Below are 18,452 nucleotides of genomic sequence, written 5' to 3' on the forward strand. Positions count from 1 at the left end.
CCTGGTATTCCCAGGGCTATACAATATGACCAGCATAAGAGGAGACGCGAATTACTCAATATATCTTCCCATGCCCCTATCAATAGCCAGGTTGGGCAATCGGGAAAGAGGATAGCAGAAAAGCTCAACATCCAGGTGCCGACGCGAACCCCAGGAGGGAGCGGGGAAATGAAATATGCAGGAGATGTAAACAGACTCCAGCTAGTCTACTCGGTCTGCATGGGGTCAAATGGCTTTGTTTGTTTTGCGGGCAAGAGCAGATGCTCCGTACACACGGCACGATAGCGATCATTGGGGCGCAACCCTTCAGGCAGAAGGTCAGGTAAGGTCTCCATATCAAATGCTTTGTTATCACGGACATCATATATTTGACTATTGCGGGCGATACGTCCGCATTTTGGATCACGTTCACCATTCACTGGATATGCACACTTGGCCGTACAAACAACAACCTTTGCGCCATATCGACGAGCATCTACCACCAGGCCAAACTGATTACCGCTCGCGCCTTGATCAAGTCCTGCCGCATACACACGCTCAATACCAGCCAAAGCCCACCGCCCCATGATTTCACGATAGAGGCCGGAAATTGGTCGTCGCTGATGATCAAAGCCAAACATGAACCACTCTTCCAGAAAAATAGTCTTGATACCGCGCCGTACCAGCTCCTCAACTGGAATATCACCAAGCGCTTCTACAGCTGTACAGTTTGGCGTGAGGGCCGCGTTTGCACTCACGACATAGCCACGAGGAGCTATCACTACATCCCGAACATCCACACCCGGCCGATATGCTTCATAAGGAATGCCAAGGTGAGTCAGTTCGCCCATCTTGCCATAGAGTCGCGTCGTTTTACCAGCACCCATAGGTCCAGTATAAACAGTTACATCTGGCAATACCTTCGTCATTGATAATAACCTGATCTATTCAAAATTCGGCGTTTTGACAGCTGTCATCTGCAAAACGACAAAGCTTTGACCGTATACGCATAAGAAAATGCAGCTCTAGCGATTTTGCGACCTGCCAGGCTGCCTCTTTCTCCACCATACATGGAGAGATACTGATCAAAACCCGTACCGTACGCGTAGTATATCACCTCAACAATGAAATGCCTACCTGCGCCGGGCCTTTGTTTATCCGTTTTAAAACATGTCGTTGTTTGCTTTAAGCAAAATGGTATATATGTCAAAACAGAAATAATAGTATAATTGCAGTAAACAGTCATATACTTTTTGTTGTAAAGGTGAATTCATGTGTAGAAGGACCTTGCTTATCATAGGTGGTGGCCTGCTCCTGATTATCCTGTTAGGTGGGACGCTCGCCATTTTATGGCAAAGTATTCATGCAGGGCCAGGAAGGTCCACTGCCAGTCAGCGTCAGCCAACCCCGACAACCACAACATCAAACTCGTGCACTGGTGGCTGGAAACAACTATCTATGAGTACCCCCCATACTACAGCACTGACCCTACAAGGCGTGGCGGCACTATCATCAAAAGATGTCTGGGCAGACAGCTATCACCGCACACGCGACGGACGATATCTGGGTTATTGGCCAGGATAAGGAAGGCCCAAAGACGTTACATTGGGATGGCAAAAAGTGGAATGCGCCAACCATACAGACAACCTCATCGGGGGCTATCACACTCTCGGATATCGCAGTTATCGTGCCTGATAACGCCTGGATTGTTGGTTCAAGCCAAACTGGAAAGGATACAGATGCAGTCTATCAACCGATCTTGCTGCATTGGGACGGTTCGACTTGGTCGGATCAGGTCTGTATACCGGAAAGCAAACAGCAAATGGCGCGTCCGGTTTGATTGAACACTGGGACGGACGCCAGTGGAACTATGTGTCGCTAGTTGGACCTACAAGTGATGCCAATGACTTGACGTCTATTACAGCCATCTCCCCAATAGACATCTGGGCCGCTGGCAGCCTGTCGAACGCCTATACACAGCTCGATAATGTCTATATGCAGCACTGGAATGGGAAAGAATGGGAGCTGGCGATCTGGCCCACGGCTGATGGTCAATTAAAAGCTAATAGTGCGGTGAGCATTGCCGATATCTCTGTCACACCAGATAGGCACATCATAGGCGTCGGCTCATCAACGATCTTCAAGCAACTTCCACCAACCGCCGATGCAGATCATGATCCCGAGCAGCCATTTGTGCTCACAAACTGCCGTTGATCTGGCGCAAGCCAACAATTTTGCCTTCTTTAGTAGCATCAGTACTTAGCAGCTATCGTAATCCACGATTGGGAGCAAGTTTTGAGCGTGAAAATACAGCATGAATATTAAGCCTGACTAACACTCACATGAATAGGAAGAGGCTATCACACTTTTGGGGAAACTACCAACTATCCTGAAGATTGGCAAGAAAAGCTTCAATTAGGTATGATTCTGTCCGCATAAGACGTTATGCTTAGGGTGTGACATTAATTTTCCGCCTGTAGGCATAACACCCATTGTGATAAGTATGATATGGCGTAAGAGGAAAAGAACAGATGAACCAGCAAAACAACCATGAACAGGATGGCCGCACGGATTTTGATTTTTTTATGGGAACCTGGAATGTACGGAATCGACGTCTCCGTGAACGTTTAAAAGGGTCCACATCCTGGGAAGAGTTTGGTGGAAGGACGGTTGCTCACAAGATCCTGGGTGGGTTGGGCAATTTCGAGGAGTTTACGTTAGAACGTGTGTCCGGGCCGTCGTACGGGACATCGCTGCGCTTATTCAATCCCACATCCCAACAGTGGAGCATTTATCTGGCCGACGGTATAAATGGCCTTGACATCCATCCAGCCATTGGTGAGTTCAAAGATGGGCGTGGCGAATTCTATTCGCAAGAACTCTTTGAGGGCAGGAGCATTTTGTGCCGTATTATCTGGTCAGAGATCACGACGACCTCATGCCACTGGGAGCAGGCATTCTCAACGAATGGCGGCAGAACGTGGGAAACCAACTGGACCACGGATTTTGAACGCCTCAGTTGAGCGGCAAACACCGGTGCGCCTGCATCCCTCTTTAGAAAAGGCAAGCGAAGTTTCTTTTGGAGGTATCATGAAGATTGGTCTGGGGCTCCCAGAATCCATCCCTGGCGTAGAAGGGCAGACGATCCTGGAGTGGGCCAGGAAAGCTGAGGCAGGTCCTTTTTCCTGTTTGAGCGTGTTTGATCGGCTAGTCTATACCAATTATGAGCCATTACTGACGCTGGCAGCGGTTGCCGCCGCGACGCAGCGCATTCGCCTGATGAGTAGCGTCCTGCTGGCACCGCTGCGCAGCCCGGCCCTGCTGGTCAAAATGGTCACTACCCTTGATGCCCTCTCGAATAGTCGCCTGAGCCTGGGGCTGGGCATTGGGGGCCGCGAGGAGGATTTTCAGGCCGTAGGGGTTCCGCTAACGCAGCGTGCCCAGATCCTTGAAGAGCAACTCACACTGTTAAAGCACAACTGGTTCAGCCAGCCAATGAGCGAGTCCATCGGGCCTCTCGGTCCGCCAATCGTCTCTTCTGCAGGCCCTGAGATCCTGCTTGGCGGCTATACACACAAGGCGGTGCGCCGAGTTGGAAGGTGGGGCGATGGCTACCTGGCCGGGATTACCACCCCGGCGGAGGCGTTGAAACTCTACCAGACAGTCGAGGCATCCTGGCAAGAGGCAGGGAGAGAGGGCAAACCACGCTTTGTGGGCGGACTCTGCTTCGCGCTGGGTCCAAACGCACGTGAGCGTGCCCAACCCTATATCACGCATTATTTTGGATCGGAGAATCTGCTCCACTCCATCCTGGTGACGCCGGAAGAGCTGCAACGCGCCCTTGAAGCACGCATGGAGGTAGGAATGGACGAAGTGCTCCTCTGGCCGTGCCTCCCCGAACTTGACCAGGTCGAACGGGCAGCGGAGGTCGTCCATACCTTCCTGAGTGGGAACGTTCCCATCTGAGTCGCTATGAGCAGGCACACGCGAAAATCTGAATGCACTTCGCTGAACTCGGACGCGTGCGCTTGTCCCTTTTCGGGCATGATGCCGTAAAGCGAGACAGCGCAGGCCTGCTCGTCAACGCCGGCTAAGAACCTGAAGTATCCGGACAATTTTCTCGCGCCGCATCACCTGGGCGTGCAAGGGAGCAACCGGCGGCTCAAATGCAGCAGGATAAATGGGAGCACCCAACACAATACGCCCATTGAGCGCGTCCGGAATGGGGCCACTTTGCATGTAGAGTAAAGCAGCCTCGCTCGAATGGTCTAATGCGACCTGGTGCAAGTCTTCGTATTCCTGATAAATGACCTGAGGCGTCTTTCTCTGGGATCGCTGCGGGGGGTAGACTCCCATAAGATGCGTGTGCATCTCGGTCTGCCGTCGCCTTTTCCGTCTGCGATAGGCCCATATCACCACCAGCACAACGCTAGCATAAAACAGGATACAATATATAATAATACCCGCTTGATAATTCAACACAGCTTTTTTCTCCTTTGACTATATTATCTCCGATGGTGGTTGGGAAACTGGCCCCGCTGCGTGTCCTGGCTGTGGATCTTCGGGGGCTGGTCGCTGTGCCTGCTGCTGTGATGGTTGTTTCTGCGCCTGGGCTTTAGTGGCCCGTTGACTCTCTTCTGCTCGGATAAAACGCTCGGCCTTGGCTTCCTGCTCCGGCCGCATAGGTTGCATAGCAACGCGGGCCTTTTGCCCATTGCCTGAGCAAATCACAAACACTTCTCCCGCCTGAAGTCGTCGGACTTCGTTAGGGTCAACAATGAGCTGAGTCCGGAGTGCCATATTACCCCGGCCGGTTGCTGCTCCTCCTGGATCAACTCCCCACGACGCGCTAATATTGTGTTGCTCCCCACCTCGGCGCACAATTTCATCAGGATCATTGCAACGATGAAGCAGGATCAGGTGAGATGCGCTGCTGATACGTTTACGGTGCTTCCCCAGTCCTTCATAGGTTTGGGCACTGCTAATCACAGACACGCCATAGCTGCGAGCCTTCTCAAACGTTCCGAGCCCAGTCGCGTTCAAGTCCAGCGTTGAGATCTCATCAATGAGAAACAGGGTCATCGTATCGGCTTGCTTGCGTGTTGGCACATAGTTCACAAAGTCCTCCAACAAAAAGCGTCCCAGGCTCTTCGCCTCCTCTCGTAGCGCGAGGCCATCTACCAGCAGATAGATCGCGTCTGCATCCTCATAGGCGAGATCTCCATCTAACTTGCCTTGCAGGCTCGCAAAAAAGGCCCAATACCGATCTAATACCCCATTGGCCACAAGACCTACCTTTCAGCATCGGCGATAACCACGCCAAGGACATTTTTTTTGATACGCATTATACATACCGTCATTTCTCTCACCAAGTAAAGCTTCATAGCGCTCACACCAGATTGATTTCTATGGTCTTTTAGCAACGGCTTCGACTGCAAGGATATATTTTTATACTCAAAAATACCTTAAGGCATTTTCCGTATTTGGAGCGTTTGATCTTCACTGGCTGTCGCTAGATGAATATTATCTGGCGCCCAGGCAATATTTTTTACGCGACCAGTGTAACCGTGATACACATATATCTCCTGCGCTTGTTTGGGACGCCAGATGCGTATGGTTGTATCGTCATCTGCAAAAGATATATAGGCTCCATTTGCAGACCAGGCAAGTGCTTCAATCTCTGCGGGCAGGTCGAACAATTTAGTGCGTTAGATCTTGTTTGCATTTTAACACATACACTTGAAAACTCCTATTAAAAAGCTCTATCCGTAGCTATCTTCGTATTGCAGAAATAAAGATCTTTATAGTAATATAAAGATAGAGATACATAATAGGCACCTTTTATTCTTTATTTTATTTCGAATATACACATCCTTTGAAAAATTGACGTTTAAACTAATTTAGACAAAAGGCCCCCAACCTTGCGGAGGGCGGCCTGATCAAGTAAAGTTTCGATACTAAATCAAACAAAAACGGAGCTTTACTTGTATGAACCTTAACACATTGAGACGCTTTCGTCACGAGATCTATGATTGTTGTGAGCGAGCCAAAGATGCGCTCTTTACGACCATGGATGCCCTGATCACCCAAACCCAGGCTCGTTCGTTGCCCGAATTGTCGCAAGATCCTCGCTTCCAACGGCATTGGTCGAGTGTCTACGAAGCCTTTGAAGATGGGCGCATTGATCGCAAGCGGTTGCAAGAGGTTTTTGTGCGCTATCTGCCCGCGCCCCCGCAGGGCCGTCGACTCTGGATTGGGATTGATGCCAGCAGTATCGCTCGACCAGCGGCTCGTACCTCGGCGGATCGGACGGCCCAACCGGTGCACAATCTGCCCAAGAGCAAGCAAGCGATCACCTACGGTTGGCAGTTCTCGACGGTGGTAGCCTTGCCTGAGCAACCCAGCAGCTGGACCTACCTGCTGGACCAGCAACGCATCGCTTCCTCGACCACTGCCATTGAACTGGCATTCACGCAACTTTCGGAATTGGCGCCGCAATTGCCAGTTCACAGTATCGCGGCGCTGGATCGTGGATATGATTCGACTTGGCTGTGGTGCCGCTGTAGCACTTTGCCAGTCGGTGTGCTGGGCCGTCTGAAGTGCAATCGTCGCTTCTATCGACCGGCGCCCCCACCAACGGGAAAGCGAGGAGCGCCGTGCAAAGATGGGGCGATCTTGCAACCCAAAGATGAAGCGACCCATGGCGAGCCAGATGGAAAGGCGGAATGCACCGATCTGAAAGGTCGTCCTGTTGAGATCAGCTGGTGGAAGCATCTGCATGTCAAGGAGGCACGGTGGCTGGAACTGAGTGTGATGCGTGTGCTGCGACCACATGCTACCAACCAGGAGCGCGATCCGCGCATCAGCTGGTTTGTCTGGATTGGCGATCCCAATGCAGATCTCGCCGACATCGCGTTGGGCTATGCACGGCGCTTTGGTCAGGAACACGGCTATCGCTTTGACAAACAGGCATTGTTGTGGGAGAAACCGCGTTTGCGTACTCCCGAGCAATTTGAACGCTGGAGCCAGGTGGTCGCGATGGCGCATAACCATGTGGTGGTGGGTCGAGATTTGGTGCAAGCGCATCTGCACCCATGGGAAAACAAGCAGCGCCCACCCACGCCACAACAAGTGCGACGCGGGTTTTCCAAATTGTTGGTATGTTTGGGTACCCCTGCCAGATCGCCACAAGCACGCGGAAAAGCGAAAGGCCGGATCAAAGGAGCCACGATACGCAAGGCGAAGCGGTATGCACCAGTTCGCAAGACGCCGAAAGTGCCTCAACTTGTTCCATCCTGATGCAGATGTGCGCACCAACATCGATCATCTTTCTTTGAACGGAACTTCTCTTGAAGTTCTGGTAGGACGGATTAGTTTAAACGTCAAGAAATACCCTGGCTAAAACACAGGAGCATCGTGAGAAGCCTGCGTTCACTAAATTTGTTGAATGCTCCAGATATGCAGCAGCCCAAGTCTCTGCGGACCTAAAGCGCCTCCGCGCTACTGCGGCGCTTGATTTACGTATGAGCACGTCCAGTATCAATTCACTTTTGGGTGTTATGCTCTTTTTTTCCCTGAGAGGATGGAGGCACAAACGGCAACGAATGCCTTTTTCCTTTAAATTTTATAGCAATCATCGCTTAAAGCAATTATAACTCTAGATACAGGATATACGCTTTTCGTTGCACTTCCTGGCGCCATGATCATGTCGACCATGGTATCAGGAAAGAAACACAGGCATGAACGACGTGCAGAAACCAGATAAGGTGACCTGGATGCTTGTATCTCCCATGGAAGAAACAGAAAACGTGTGAAACAAAAAGTTGGCTGGCGATACGTATAGGTCCATGCAAAAATGTATCCGTTGTTCTTTCAAGGAACAGCGATGGGCGTTTCATCCATCTTTGCACAAAAAGCAACAGGGAATCGTCAGCGGTCGGTGGCTTCACACACGCGTTCTCTTCACCCTGGAGATGCAGCAAAGAGTCAAGTGGCGCACCTCTGGCGCATGTATCTTGCCATGCATTAAGAAGAGCAGAACGGCTTGTCCAGTGATTGAGGAGCGGCATGGACTACACAGCTTCAAAAAAGAGAAAATCTTTTACCGGAAAAAAGACTCTACCTGGGAATAGTACTGCATGTCCAGCAGCACGCGTGCAACACTGGTATACGTTCTTGAGCGCCTGGGCATGATGGGAGGGAATCTGCATTTGCGCGCGCGGATCGAGGAAACGCTCACTTTGCTTGAGCCATTTCACTGAACCAGCAAGTTCATTAACCAGGCACGACCAATAGAGAAAGGATAGGACAATGACCATGGAGAAAAACAATTCTGGAGGCCACTCAATTGAGAAAGAACGCTTCATCAACGCCACCCCACAACGTGTCTTTCAGGCCTTGACCGAGCAAGCCGAGCTGGAACGTTGGTTTCTTGTGAAAGCCGAGCTCGATTTACGGCCTGGGCGCGCGATCAGCTTTGCTCGCCCAAGGATCTCCTCAACCACTGTCGTCTTGGCATCAGCATAGTTTTGTGTGTACTTCCAATTCTGGCCTGCAAGCTTCCGCTTGGTGAACTCATAGAGCTGACAATCAGAGGCGTTGCTGCGTAACCAGTTACGAAAGAGCAGCATACGATCGATCTCTGGGCAACCTGGCGAGAAGACATGAAGGTTGACTACAGGGTCCAATCGCTTGAAGAGACGGTGCTCGTACCAATCCGGCTCTCGAATGCGTAACACGTAGCCAGCAGCCTCTAAGGCAGGAACGTAGGCTGGCTCGTCTGTCGAGTTGGTAATCACAAGTAATATATCAATGATTGGTTTGGCAGCCAGCCCTGGCACCGAGGTTGAGCCAACGTGTTCAAGCAAGAGAACCCGGTCGCCGAGCGTGGCTTGGATTCGCTCAGCTTCACGCGAAAAGAGCTTCGGCCACTCTTGATCGTAGTCGGCGATGAGGATAGGCCCGGACAGAGGAACAAGCTCTCCGATGGTGACAGCCTGAAGTTGCTCCTCAGTTGTTGTTTCTGTCCCTTCGGCAGGGTGATCGATCTGAGACATGGATATCTCCTTTCACTTCTTTACGTGGCTCCTACGCATCCGTAGGCCACTCTACTGTGATCGAGAATCTGTTCATTTGATCCAATCCCTCTACGCAGCGCTCTGTGGCCTGGTTGCCGCTCCTGTTGATGAAACAACAGCATGCTTATGCGTTCCCGTGGTAAACGCGTCTTCTCTTCTTCCTCATCGGCAAGTATATCTGAGATATGCCCAAAAGGGAAGCTTTTTGCCTCATTATGAGCGTGAGCGATGCGACATGTTATTTGTCGGGGGCGACTAATTCACGGACAAACAACAATCATTGATATTCCCGTTGCCTCCCCGGCATGGCTGGGGAGGCAACGTTGGCAGCTATAATGACAGGCTTTTGATATCCTCCGCGAGAAAAGACAGATCAGTATTGAGTGCCGAGCCGATATCATCAACCCATTGACCAACCTTGATTGCATGCTCTCTCGCCCTTCCAGTTTATTGATGCCCGACGATGAGATGCGGTACATACGGCTCTTCCAGGTATGCGACCTCTTCCTGAGTCAGGTGCACGCCTAGAGCGCCGATGGCATCTTCCAGGTGCGTGATCTTCGTTGCCCCGATGATTGGTGCCGTCACCGGCTTCTTCTGTAGCAACCAGGCAAGCGCGATATGCACGCGCGGAACGTTATACTTTTCCGCGATTTCCGTGACCCGCACAACCACCTGTTGATCAGTTTCGGCTGTCGCATCGTACTTGCTTTTCGCGATGTGATCGGTTTCGGAACGAAGCGTGCGATCCTTCGACCAATCGCGCGTCAATCTGCCAGATGCCAGTGGACTATACGGAATCACCCCAATTTTCTCCGCGCGGCACAGAGGCAGCATCTCCCGCTCCTCTTCGCGGTAGAGGAGGTTCAGGTGATCCTGCATCGAGACAAAGCGAGTCCACCCATGCTTTTCGGCGCTGTACAGCGCCTTCTGGAACTGCCACGCAAACATGGCGGAGGCTCCGATATAGCGGGCCTTGCCAGCCCTCACCACGTCATGCAGTGCTTCCATCGTCTCCTCGATGGGGGTTTCGTAATCCCAGCGATGAATCTGATAGAGGTCCACATAATCCGTCCCAAGCCGCTTGAGGCTGTGGTCAATCTCACTGAGGATCGCCTTGCGCGAGAGTCCGGAGCCATTGGGTCCCTCATGCATTTTGCCATGTACTTTAGTGGCAATGACGACCTCGTCCCGATTGGCGAAGTCCTTTAACGCACGCCCGAGGATTTCCTCACTCGCGCCGATGGAGTAGACGTTGGCGGTATCGAAGAAATTGATCCCCAGCTCAAGCGCTTTCTTGATGATCGGCCTGCTGTGTTCTTCATCCAGTACCCATTGGTGGATCCACCGTGTCGCGTCACCAAACCCCATGCACCCAAGGCAGATGCGCGACACATCCATTCCAGTGTTTCCAAGCTTCGTGTATTCCATGCGACCGTTCTCTCTCTTATTTTTTAGATGGTTCCTACTTTAACAAATAATTGAATTGCGCGGCGCTCATCCATAGCGGCAGAGGCGATTGCAGTTTTCAGAATGCTCCTCCTTTTTTGTTCAGAGATTGGTCATGCGCTCGAGTTGTTCGGGGTAGCGATCCCCTTGTATCGTAATCTGTGAGGTGGCACGCTCGATCTCCTGTAGATCGTCAGGCGAGAGATTGACGGCAAGTGCGCCGATATTCTCATCCAGGCGCTCGATCTTGCGGGAACCCGGTATAGGAACGATCCACGGCGACCGCGCTAACAGCCAGGCGAGCGAGATCTGAGCTGGTGTTGCGTTCTTCTGTTCTCCGATCCTGGCAAGCAGATCAATGACCACCCGGTTTGCTTTGCGCGCCTCCGGCGTATAGCGAGGAAGGCGGCTGCGGATATCAACACTGGCAAAGGTCGTGTGTTCGTCGATCTTTCCCGTGAGATAGCCCCTACCCAGAGGGCTATATGGAACGAAGCCGATGCCGAGTTGCTCGCATGCAGGCAGCACTTCCTTCTCAACAGTTCTCCACCACAGCGAGTATTCGCTCTGAACTGCCGTGACTGGTTGGACCGCGTGAGCGCGACGGATGGTTTCTGCTCCTGCTTCAGAAAGACCGAAGTGTTTCACCTTTCCTTCTTCAATTAGCTCCTTCACCGCTCCCGCCACATCCTCGATGGGTACGTTCGGGTCCACACGGTGTTGATAGAGCAGATCGATGGCCTCAACCCTGAGCCGCTGAAGTGAACCCTCGACCATCTGTTTGATATGCTGAGGCCGACTGGAGAGGCCCATGTTCTCTCCATTGGGACCAAATGTGTACCCAAATTTGGTGGCGATCACCACCTGCTCGCGCACGGGAGCAAGCGCTTCGCCCACCAGTTCTTCATTGGTGAACGGGCCGTAGACCTGGGCGGTGTCGAACAAGGTAATGCCGCGTTCGACTGCCGACCGGAGAAGTCGAATCATCTCCTGCTTGTCGGGGAGCGGGCTTTCATCATGGCTCATTCTCATACAACCGAGCCCCAGCGCCGAGACCTCAAGGTTCTTGTTTCCAAGTATGCGCTTCTGCATATGCGGACCTCCTCTTTTTCTGTGTCTTGTCTGCTACCTTTGCGTCCAGATCGGAATGTTATTCCAACACGCTCAAGCAAGAGTGTGTTCATCGTTGACATGCTCCATCCAGCCGCTCCTGAATAGCGGTATGTGTCTATTTCTCTTGAAGAATCATCCAGCATTCTTACAAAAGCAGAGAAGTAGATATACTGCCTGGAGAGTATTATAGCCGCCTACACCCACAGGGTGATAGAATAATCGTGGAAAATGCTTGGCAAATCCTGCACACTTTTCCAATGAGCGATGACGAAAGAAGAGATTCCTATGGAGAGCAACAACGATCAGCAAATACAACGCGAGGCACGACGCCTGTACGACAACCGCGAGGAACTGGCTGCGCGCATTTGTGATATCATCCGCAAGGATGGGACGCTTCAACCGCTGCCAGGGCTTCATCTCTCCCGCACCTCAATACCTCTCAAGCGGGTTCACAGCGTGGTCGAGTCATCAGTGGCCGTGATTGCCCAGGGCAGCAAAGAGGTATGGTTGGGTGAGAATCGCTATCGTTACGACCCTTTCCACTATCTGCTCACCACCGTCGAGCTCCCCCGCGTGAGTCAGGTTCTCGAAGCATCGCTGGCTCGGCCCTACCTCGCTCTTCGCCTGGAACTTGCCCCTGCCCTGGTCAGCTCGGTCATGGTGGAGGCCGCCCTCTCTTTACCCACAGCATGGACTGACGTGAGAGCCATGGATGTCAGCCCGGTGGATGGCAATCTGCTCGATGCCTTCGTTCGCCTCGTCCGGCTCCTGGATGCTCCTGCCGAAGTACCAGCCTTGATGCCACTGCTGACACGAGAAATTATCGCTCGGCTCCTGATGGGAAAGCAAGGCCCTCGACTCCGTCATCTGGTCATGGAAAGAGGCTACACTCCTCACATCGCCACAGCGGTCAAGAGACTCCGTCAAGATTTCGACCAGCCACTGCGCATTGAGCAACTCGCACAAGAACTCGGTATGAGCCTCTCGGGATTCCATCACCACTTCAAGGCAGTCACGGCGATGAGCCCCTTGCAATTCCAGAAGCGGTTACGACTCCAGGAGGCCCGGCGTTTGATGCTGAGCGAAGACCTCGACGCGGCGGGTGCCGCCTCTCGTGTAGGCTACCAGGACGCCTCCCACTTCAATCGAGAGTACAAAAGTCTCTTCGGCACCCCACCGATGCGCGATGTGCAACGGCTACGGGAAGAGGCCCTCACATTCTCCGACCACTGAGCCAGAATGCTCATTCGATACGCAGCAGCATCTGCCTCATGCAACAGGTCACGCTACCTTAGAAGAGAACTTGCTTAAGCGAACATAGAACAAATTGCTTTGCGATCGCGTTTTACTGGAGCTCCCCGCGCCGCTAAAGCGGTGGTGGTTCGTCCCACGCTTTCAACCATGCCTGCCACAGCAACACAGGTAACTATTCAAAAGGCCTATGGAGAAACAGAATATGAATAGAATGATTAAAAAGGGAGCAAGTTATCAGTCAAAAGGGCTAAATTCCTTTTAGAGATCGTTCCATATCGTTCTAAACCTGGAAAGCCTCCCCATCGAAAACACAGACGTAAATAAGGAACAAAGTTATCATGATGCTCTTCTAAAAGAAGTTCACCATCAAATCCTTTACAAGGCAACCCTACAGAGTATGCTCCAGATCCGCTGAAACCATACTTATGAAATTTATCTGGAGAAAGAGAGAGTTTTGGATCTTTTTCCCACACGCCTTTGTTTTTATAAAAAGTAACCATTTCTAATGCCATATCTATGGACAAAATACAGAGAGGATCCAAAAGAAACTTTTGAGATACATTTTGCACAACTTCTTCAGGAAAAGTTCCTATAAGATTGACACTACCACTAGAGTGTAAAAAGCTTTTAATGATATGGGAAGACAACCAACGATATCCTCTAATGCTTTAATTTTTTCCATCACCTGCTCTGTCGGAAATTCGTAAAGTGGCATAGCTTGATCAAAATAGTTTTTTTCATCTGAAGGCATATCTCCAAATAGCCCATCTCTAAATTTATAATTTAATACATGAAGATTTGAAACCAATACACCAATGTTATATTTAACTCTCTCCATCATAGCTTTTGCAACAAGCCATGACTCTGGATAAAAGGCTTCGTCATATACGTGTGCTCCCATGCTTACGAACTCTTCATAAATTTCCACATACGAACCACGTTGATACTGTTCATACAAATGAGTCACAACAAAACTCCTTCTACTATAGATATAGCCTCAATAGAACCGAATAGACGCTCTATTCTTCGAAGCGTTTACAATACATTCAGAGTTCTATGCTGAAACCAGGTGATATTTTCTTTGTATCACAAATCTTACGTGCACACATATCATTTCTTCCGTGAGCTTTTCCAGCAGGACTGGCGTGTCGAAGAGGAGTGGCTCTCCAGTTCCGCCCGAATCTCCTGCAGGGCTCACATGTGGCAAGATGCGCATATTGCGGATCCCACGCGGGAAAAGTATCGATCTCCCGTATTGATTGTTGAGGAACAATCACGTAATGTAACTTCCAAGAAACGTACATAGCCGAGGGAAGTCCAGGATACATGGACTTCCCTCATAGAGTTTTATCTTCTCTGGTTGGAGCCTAATTGCGAGCGGCTCGTCTCTTGTGCCTGTTCACCGCCATTTCATAGGCCTCAGTAAGCAGTGGTCGCACGTTCGTTTCAAACATCTCATCGCTAGGGTTGAGGATACACACCCACAACATTCGGCCATACACCGGGTGGGGCATCAGCTGATTCAGGGCGGCGAAATCGTAGTCGCCAGAGATCTCGCCGCTGTCAGCCGCGCTGACGGAAGGGAGCGCTGCAGGATCGCCGAAGAGTGAGTGAAACGTCTGCTTGCCAATGCCTATGTCCAAACGAAAGACCGAGGGACGATTGAGGTGAGAGAATGAGTCATTGATATCGCTGGTCACAAGTGTCACAAACGGAAAGCGGTGATCTGGCGGTATATTCCTATCCGGATTATAGAAGAAGAAGCTGTCGCCCGAAGCGGTCACCACATCCACACCCTCAAATGTCCCAGTGAGGTACTGGCAGATCTCGGATTCATTCATACGTATTGGTCCTTTCTTAGTTTCATTGCTTTAATCGCACCACATCTCTACTGTACAACACTCATGCCCAATTGGAGGCTCAGATAACGTGTCGTGTTTGCGATGGATAGCGATAGTGCCCTATTTAAGCTCTGCTTCCTGGACCACAGAAGAGAGTGTAGAAGAAAAATCTGGAGAAGCCTCTAAAAGAACTTAAATGTTTTACATGATTGTTGCTCTCATTCCTCACAGAAAATAAATGAGCAGTATCGTACTGCTGGCATCGTGATGGGGCCACCGTTGACAAAATTCAGGACTCACTGATGTCTACAAACAGTTTGCCTGAACAATGACCAAAAGAGCAAGATTCGAGAAGTTTTTTTCTCTTCTCAGGGGTATACTCTTGACATGCAAGTAAATACTTGCATATGCTCTTACTATGAATATGGATCTCGTTTTTAAAGCACTTGCAGATTCTACCAGAAGAACGATTCTTGATGAGCTGACTGAACGCGATGGACAGACACTGTTCGAATTGTGTTCACGCTTGTTGATGCGGCACCACATCGCATCAACGAGACAGGCTATATCGCAACACCTGGCACTCCTGGAGGCCGCCAATCTGGTAACGGTCAAACGTCAGGGGCGCTATAAGTTCCACTATATCAATAGAGAGCCATTACACGCCATTATGCGGCGTTGGCTGGAGAACAACAAGGAGGAAACATGAGGATTTATATTACGAGCATCCCAATAGCTGACTACGACAAAGCCCTGACCTTCTATACGGACATACTGGGATTCCAAAAGAAGCGAGACATCGAACTGGGTCCAGGCGCGCGCTTTATCACCGTGGTCTCGCCTGAAGAGCCTGATGGTGCAGAGCTCCTGCTGGAGCCAAATGCCAGCTACCCTGGCATCAAAGCCTTGCGCGAAGCATTAACGGAAGATGGCATTCCTATTACCTCGTTTGCGGTCGATGATGTGCAGACTGAGTACGAGCGCCTGCAGAAATTGGGAGTGACCTTTACCCAACAGCCGTTAAGCCAGGACGGACCAACGACAGCTGTCTTTGACGATACCAATGGCAACCTTATTCAAATTGTCGAGCTGAAGAAGGGAGAATAACGAGTTTTCTCTGTAATTGATGGATGGCTGCGAACATGATGGAAGACCAAATTGCTTCAGCATAGAGGCGATTGGGAATATAGCAGCCACAACAAACAATGTGCTTACGCTATGCATGCATACGTTTGACCACATTAATCGGAATAGAAAGGATACCTTCTATGGCGAAACACATCTTCTTGATGCAAGGCGCTGGTGCTGGTGCGTATGAAGAGGACAAAGAGCTTGCACCAAGTCTCTCGCAGGCGCTTGGCCCGCAATACGAGGTCCATTATCCAGCTATGCCGCACGAAGATGATGCCCCTTATGAAGAGTGGAAGCATGTGCTTGAACAAGAGCTGGCTTTGATGCAAGGACCTGTTGTTCTTGTCGGACATTCAATCGGCGCATCGTTTCTTCTCAAGTGGAAGAGCGAGATAGGGGCAAAGAAACCAATTGCAGCCATGTTTCTTCTTGCATGTCCATTTTGGGGTGGGAATGGCTGGCGCTACCCTGGTTATGAGGCATTGATGCTTCCAAAAGATGCAGCTACCCATCTTGCAATGGGCAGACAGCTATTCCTATACCACTGTCGTAACGATGCCATCGTGCCGTCTGACCATCTAGCACTCTACGCTCATATTCTCCCAGAGGCAAAAGTATGTCTTCGAGATGAAGGCAATCATCAATTCAACAATGATCTGTCTTTTGTCGCGGAGGATATCAAAAGCCTGCCATTGTAGAAAGGCTTGTCTGTATCCCTGCATCGTGCTACACTCTCTGCATCTCAAGAAAAAGGATAGCAATAGGCGATGCGGTGAATCTTGATCTTGTTCTTCGTTCAGCGGTACCTCTTTGTTTGAGGTGCCGCCACTACATATGCGCCTGAGAGAAGCACACAGCTGAGGAGATTTTGGGCTCCGTGCTGTGTTTGTAGTGAACGGAGAATATTCTGGATGTCTACACAAGGATCTTATCACCAGTCCCCTGCTCCTGAAGAGCCAGGGGAGGTTTACTGTGCCTCCAAAACGCCTGGCCCCAAACATGCTACCCCTGAGTACAAGGAGGCGCAACGCCTGACTGACAAACGAGCACAATTTCTGGTGCTCTGGGTTGTTTCAAGTGCTAATTACATTGGATATGCGGCGATGCAGGTGGTTTTGCCCCTGCTGGCGATTCGGCTGACTCGCTTGCCCCTGCTGGTTTCAGGAGTAGGTTTCGCTCAACTTTTGCCTGCGTTGTTGCTGGGTCTCTGCGCTGGAGCTCTGGGCGATCATTATGATCGACGCAGTATCTTGCTCCTCTCCACCGCGGTACGTGTTTCCACCTTTGCTCTGGTGCTCCTAACGGTGCTCTTCTGGCACATTTCCCTCCCACTGCTCTACGTGCTGGCCGCGATCCTGGGTATGACAGAGACAATGGAGGAGCCTGCATTGGCCTCGATAGTGCCAATGGTTGTCCCTCGGGCCAAGCTGGAACGAGCCAATACCTTGCTGGTGGGCGCGCAAAATGTGCTTGGATTGGTAGCGGACCCTCTGGGCGGTTTTCTGGTGAGTGTGGGCGTAGCGCTCTCGTTGAGTGGGGGAGGGATCTGCGCGGGTATCGCACTGGCGGCGCTGCTTTGTCTACGGGGACCGTTACGCAATGTGCGCTCTGCCAATCGACATATTGGCACAGAGATGTTGGAAGGACTATGCTACCTCTGGCATACACGGCTGATCCTGACGATTAGCCTCATGGCAGGGGTAATTAATGCTGCCTGGAGTGGCGACCTGATTGTGATGGCACTCTATGCAGTCAAGCCGGGTCCCTTAGATCTGGCTGCTCCTGCCTACGGTCTGCTCCTGGCAGTAATCAGCGTGGGCAGCGTTCTGGGGGCGGCGCTCACTATCCCTGTGCAGCGCTGGCTGGGACGCCGCTGGGCCATTGGTCTCAATATCCTGGGCAATGGCTTGATGTTCGCCACTCCAGGACTCACCACAAATCTCTGGTTAATTGGCGCAAGCATGTTCTTCGGCGGCCTGGTTGGTCCTATGTGGACCATCGCAGTGGCTGCACTCCAGGGCCGAAGCGTGCCTGCGGAGCTGCAGGGCCGTGTCACCGCAGGGTACCGTACGTTCGCCATTGGCTGCTCGGCGCTCGGTCCAGTGCTTGGCGGTCTGCTCAGCCAGTACTTTGGCCTGCAGGCTACTCTCAGCATCTTTGGTGTGTTAACCTGGTTAATGTTCATCCCCTTCTTGCGAGGAGTGACAGAACAAGCCATGACCTGATCCTTTCAGAGGGGCGCCTGGCTGGAATGTTGGGCAGGACATGTGAACGTTTACCTCTACCAAAATTTCACAAACCCTGCGCCTTCCAGTCTTCCTCTCCTCTCTGCTCCCATCACCTCGTTTCTTTCCCCGCAGAAACGAGGTTCGAAAACAGCTCGAGGTATAGAAGCCTCTTCTGAAACGTGTCCATTCCCTTCTTAGTCACGTGGCTGATTGAGCTATCCAAACTACCCGCGTCCACTGCTCCACTTTACATAACATGTGAAATCTTCTGCACCTCTTTTATCGTTGATAAATATATATTATATAGAAAAAAAATTTATTAATGGAAAAAGTAGTAATATGCAAAAACACTGCCAAGGATGATTATGAATGCAAGCGAA

At 51.0% G+C, this 18,452-nt stretch carries 21 protein-coding genes and 1 pseudogene; 12 read left to right on the plus strand and 10 right to left on the minus strand.

Annotated elements, in window-relative coordinates; translation table 11 throughout:
• Window positions 1-206: 206 nt before the first annotated feature.
• Window positions 207-908 (minus strand): thymidine kinase, encoded by a 702-nt coding sequence (locus EL633_RS23120; protein ID WP_126629667.1) that lies wholly within the window; start codon window positions 906-908, stop codon window positions 207-209.
• 343 nt (window positions 909-1,251) lie between these two features.
• On the opposite strand from EL633_RS23120, the gene EL633_RS23125 reads away from it, so the two are divergent.
• The 5 genes from EL633_RS23125 to EL633_RS23145 all read left to right on the plus strand — a co-directional run bounded on the left by EL633_RS23125 (window position 1,252) and on the right by EL633_RS23145 (window position 3,945).
• Window positions 1,252-1,563, plus strand: coding sequence for a hypothetical protein (locus tag EL633_RS23125; protein WP_126629668.1), 312 nt, complete (start codon window positions 1,252-1,254; stop codon window positions 1,561-1,563).
• Window positions 1,499-1,819: a hypothetical protein gene (locus tag EL633_RS23130; RefSeq protein ID WP_126629669.1), complete on the plus strand. Its 321-nt coding sequence runs from the start codon at window positions 1,499-1,501 to the stop codon at window positions 1,817-1,819. Before EL633_RS23125 ends, EL633_RS23130 begins: the two co-directional genes overlap by 65 nt.
• Entirely contained in the window at window positions 1,816-2,193 is a 378-nt protein-coding gene (locus EL633_RS23135) for a hypothetical protein (RefSeq protein WP_126629670.1), read from the plus strand. Before EL633_RS23130 ends, EL633_RS23135 begins: the two co-directional genes overlap by 4 nt.
• A gap of 317 nt (window positions 2,194-2,510) precedes the next feature.
• On the plus strand, window positions 2,511-3,002 hold the full coding sequence (locus EL633_RS23140) for a hypothetical protein (RefSeq protein ID WP_126629671.1): 492 nt from the start codon (window positions 2,511-2,513) through the stop codon (window positions 3,000-3,002).
• Window positions 2,947-3,945 carry an LLM class flavin-dependent oxidoreductase gene (locus EL633_RS23145; protein WP_126629672.1) on the plus strand — a complete coding sequence of 333 codons (999 nt, stop codon included), beginning with the start codon at window positions 2,947-2,949 and terminating at the stop codon, window positions 3,943-3,945. Before EL633_RS23140 ends, EL633_RS23145 begins: the two co-directional genes overlap by 56 nt.
• Before the next feature lie 114 nt (window positions 3,946-4,059).
• On the opposite strand, the gene EL633_RS23150 is transcribed toward EL633_RS23145, so the two are convergent.
• The 3 genes from EL633_RS23150 to EL633_RS38255 all read right to left on the minus strand — a co-directional run bounded on the left by EL633_RS23150 (window position 4,060) and on the right by EL633_RS38255 (window position 5,678).
• Complete coding sequence (locus tag EL633_RS23150) at window positions 4,060-4,461, minus strand: hypothetical protein (RefSeq protein WP_126629673.1); 402 nt, start codon at window positions 4,459-4,461, stop codon at window positions 4,060-4,062.
• 18 nt (window positions 4,462-4,479) lie between these two features.
• Window positions 4,480-5,265, minus strand: coding sequence for a type IV secretory system conjugative DNA transfer family protein (locus EL633_RS23155; protein WP_126629674.1), 786 nt, complete (start codon window positions 5,263-5,265; stop codon window positions 4,480-4,482).
• 179 nt (window positions 5,266-5,444) lie between these two features.
• Window positions 5,445-5,678, minus strand: coding sequence for a WD40 repeat domain-containing protein (locus EL633_RS38255; RefSeq protein ID WP_126629675.1), 234 nt, complete (start codon window positions 5,676-5,678; stop codon window positions 5,445-5,447).
• A gap of 289 nt (window positions 5,679-5,967) precedes the next feature.
• Here EL633_RS38255 and EL633_RS23165 point away from each other — a divergent pair, with 289 nt between their 5' ends.
• Window positions 5,968-7,278 carry an NF041680 family putative transposase gene (locus EL633_RS23165; RefSeq protein ID WP_126627163.1) on the plus strand — a complete coding sequence of 437 codons (1,311 nt, stop codon included), beginning with the start codon at window positions 5,968-5,970 and terminating at the stop codon, window positions 7,276-7,278.
• Between the two features lie 1,017 nt (window positions 7,279-8,295).
• Window positions 8,296-8,409, plus strand: a pseudogene (locus tag EL633_RS37625) (SRPBCC family protein); the annotation flags it as partial.
• Here the strand turns inward: EL633_RS37625 and EL633_RS23170 are convergent.
• From EL633_RS23170 to EL633_RS23180, 3 genes are all read right to left on the minus strand, one after another.
• Entirely contained in the window at window positions 8,370-9,035 is a 666-nt protein-coding gene (locus EL633_RS23170) for a GrpB family protein (protein WP_126629676.1), read from the minus strand. The pseudogene EL633_RS37625 and the gene EL633_RS23170 overlap by 40 nt on opposite strands.
• 468 nt (window positions 9,036-9,503) lie before the next feature.
• Window positions 9,504-10,487: an aldo/keto reductase gene (locus EL633_RS23175; protein WP_126629677.1), complete on the minus strand. Its 984-nt coding sequence runs from the start codon at window positions 10,485-10,487 to the stop codon at window positions 9,504-9,506.
• Window positions 10,488-10,607: 120 nt separating this feature from the next.
• Window positions 10,608-11,597, minus strand: a complete 990-nt coding sequence (locus EL633_RS23180) for an aldo/keto reductase (RefSeq protein WP_126629678.1) — start codon at window positions 11,595-11,597, stop codon at window positions 10,608-10,610.
• A 306-nt stretch (window positions 11,598-11,903) separates the two neighbouring features.
• Here EL633_RS23180 and EL633_RS23185 point away from each other — a divergent pair, with 306 nt between their 5' ends.
• Complete coding sequence (locus EL633_RS23185) at window positions 11,904-12,851, plus strand: AraC family transcriptional regulator (protein WP_126629679.1); 948 nt, start codon at window positions 11,904-11,906, stop codon at window positions 12,849-12,851.
• Window positions 12,852-13,087: 236 nt separating this feature from the next.
• Here the strand turns inward: EL633_RS23185 and EL633_RS23190 are convergent, their stop codons facing one another.
• The 3 genes from EL633_RS23190 to EL633_RS23200 form a co-directional block, all read right to left on the minus strand.
• Window positions 13,088-13,519 (minus strand): hypothetical protein, encoded by a 432-nt coding sequence (locus tag EL633_RS23190; RefSeq protein WP_161982365.1) that lies wholly within the window; start codon window positions 13,517-13,519, stop codon window positions 13,088-13,090.
• Window positions 13,462-13,839, minus strand: coding sequence for a hypothetical protein (locus tag EL633_RS23195; RefSeq protein ID WP_126629681.1), 378 nt, complete (start codon window positions 13,837-13,839; stop codon window positions 13,462-13,464). Before EL633_RS23195 ends, EL633_RS23190 begins: the two co-directional genes overlap by 58 nt.
• A 400-nt stretch (window positions 13,840-14,239) precedes the next feature.
• Window positions 14,240-14,713: a DUF6194 family protein gene (locus tag EL633_RS23200; RefSeq protein ID WP_126629682.1), complete on the minus strand. Its 474-nt coding sequence runs from the start codon at window positions 14,711-14,713 to the stop codon at window positions 14,240-14,242.
• Window positions 14,714-15,131: 418 nt separating this feature from the next.
• Between EL633_RS23200 and EL633_RS23205 the strand changes: the two genes are divergently transcribed.
• The 4 genes from EL633_RS23205 (at window position 15,132) to EL633_RS23220 (ending at window position 18,069) form a co-directional block, all read left to right on the plus strand.
• Window positions 15,132-15,422 (plus strand): ArsR/SmtB family transcription factor, encoded by a 291-nt coding sequence (locus EL633_RS23205; protein ID WP_218027563.1) that lies wholly within the window; start codon window positions 15,132-15,134, stop codon window positions 15,420-15,422.
• The gene (locus EL633_RS23210) at window positions 15,419-15,820 is read left to right on the plus strand and encodes a VOC family protein (RefSeq protein ID WP_126629683.1); all 402 of its coding nucleotides are present in this window, start codon (window positions 15,419-15,421) and stop codon (window positions 15,818-15,820) included. Before EL633_RS23205 ends, EL633_RS23210 begins: the two co-directional genes overlap by 4 nt.
• 161 nt (window positions 15,821-15,981) lie before the next feature.
• A complete protein-coding gene (locus tag EL633_RS23215) occupies window positions 15,982-16,542 on the plus strand; it encodes an alpha/beta fold hydrolase (protein ID WP_161982366.1) in 561 nt (186 codons plus the stop codon).
• A 213-nt stretch (window positions 16,543-16,755) separates the two neighbouring features.
• A complete protein-coding gene (locus EL633_RS23220) occupies window positions 16,756-18,069 on the plus strand; it encodes an MFS transporter (protein ID WP_126629685.1) in 1,314 nt (437 codons plus the stop codon).
• Window positions 18,070-18,452: the final 383 nt, after the last annotated feature.

The organism is Dictyobacter alpinus (genome assembly GCF_003967575.1).
GTDB lineage: Bacteria > Chloroflexota > Ktedonobacteria > Ktedonobacterales > Ktedonobacteraceae > Dictyobacter > Dictyobacter alpinus.